General features: G+C 72.3%; 2 pseudogenes. Both read left to right on the top strand.

The annotated features are described in order from the left end of the window. Positions 1-726: pseudogene (locus CCN35_RS26455) on the top strand (fumarate reductase/succinate dehydrogenase flavoprotein subunit); the annotation flags it as partial. Then, positions 723-1,513, top strand: a pseudogene (locus tag CCN35_RS26450) (succinate dehydrogenase/fumarate reductase iron-sulfur subunit). The pseudogenes CCN35_RS26455 and CCN35_RS26450, both read left to right, overlap by 4 nt. The last annotated feature ends 66 nt before the right edge of the window (positions 1,514-1,579 follow it).

Below are 1,579 nucleotides of genomic sequence, written 5' to 3'. Positions count from 1 at the left end.
GTCGGAGCTCGCCTCCGGAGCCGGTGCTCCGGAGGCGAGCTCCGACAGGAAGGCGCGTCCCGCCTTGGCCACTGGTACGGAACCCCCGCCACAGACCCCGGCAGGCTCCGCGGTGGCGTCCGCTCCCCGGCGCACGCCCGCCCGCGTGCGGACGACGCCCAGGTGGACGCGGCGGCGGCCGAGGCGCTGCGGCCGTTCTCGGGGGAGGAGGCGACGGCCGAGGAGGGGACGGTGGCCGGGGCGCCGCCGGAGAACCCCTACACCCTGCACCAGGAACTCCAGCAGACCATGAACGACCTGGTCGGCATCATCCGCCGCGAGAGCGAGATGAAGCAGGCCCTGAGGAAGCTCGGCGAGCTGCGGGCCCGGGCCCGGCGGGCCGCGGTGGAGGGGCACCGGCAGTTCAACCCCGGCTGGCACCTGGCCCTGGACCTGCGGAACACGCTGCTGGTCAGCGAGTGCGTGGCGCGGTCCGTGCTGGAGCGCACGGAGTCGCGCGGCGGGCACACGCGCGAGGACCACCCGTCGATGCAGCGCGCATGGCGCCGGATCAGCCTGCTGTGCCGGCTGACCGGCCCGGAGGACGGTCCGGCGGCGACGGATCCGCTCAGCGGCCGGATCACCCTCACCCGGGAGACCACCGAACCCGTCCGCCCCGACCTGCTCGCCCTCTTCCCGAAGGAGGAGCTGGTCAAGTACCTCACCGAAGAGGAGCTGTGCGCATGAGCGGCTACGAGGCCCGCTTCAAGGTGTGGCGGGGCGATGCGCGGGGCGGCGGCCTGGAGGACTTCACGGTCGAGGTCGACGGGGGCGAGGTGGTCCTGGACGTCATCCACCGGCTCCAGGCCACCCAGGTCCCGGACCCGGCCGTGCGCTGGAACTGCGAGGCGGGCAAGTGCGGCTCGTGCTCCGCGGAGATCAACGGGCGTCCGCGGCTGATGTGCATGACCCGCATGTCGGTCTTCACCCCGGAGGAGACGATCACCGTCACTCCGCTGCGGACCTTCCCGGTGATCCGGGACCTGGTGACGGACGTCGGCTACAACTACGCCAAGGCCCTACAACTACGCCAAGGCCCGCGAGATCCCCTCCTTCGTCCCGCCGTCCGGCCTCGGTCCCGGCGAGCACCGCATGTTCCAGGAGGACGTGGACCGTCCGCAGGAGTTCCGCAAGTGCATCGAGTGCTTCCTGTGCCAGGACGTGTGCCATGTCGTCCGCGACCACGAGGACAACAAGCGGGCGTACGCCGGCCCGCGCTTCCTGATGCGGGTCGCCGAGCTCGACATGCACCCCCCTGGACGCCGCCGCGGACGCGGGCCTGGACCGCAAGCGCGCGGCCCAGGAGGAGCACGGCCTCGGCTACTGCAACATCACCAAGTGCCGCACGGAGGTCTGCCCCGAGGGCATCAGGATCACCGACAACGCCCTGATCCCGCTGAAGGAGCGGGCGGTGGACCGCACGTACGCCCCGCTGGTGTGGCTGGGCTCGAGGATCAGGCGAAGGTCGTCGTAGTCCGCGCGGGGGCGGTGGTCCGCAGGAGGGGCGGACCACCGCCCCCGCGCGGACTACGACGACCTT

Origin of the sequence: Streptomyces thermovulgaris (assembly GCF_002155915.1) — a bacterium.
Classification (GTDB): Bacteria; Actinomycetota; Actinomycetes; order Streptomycetales; family Streptomycetaceae; genus Streptomyces; species Streptomyces thermovulgaris.
This window is presented reverse-complemented; position numbering and strand designations above follow the sequence as displayed.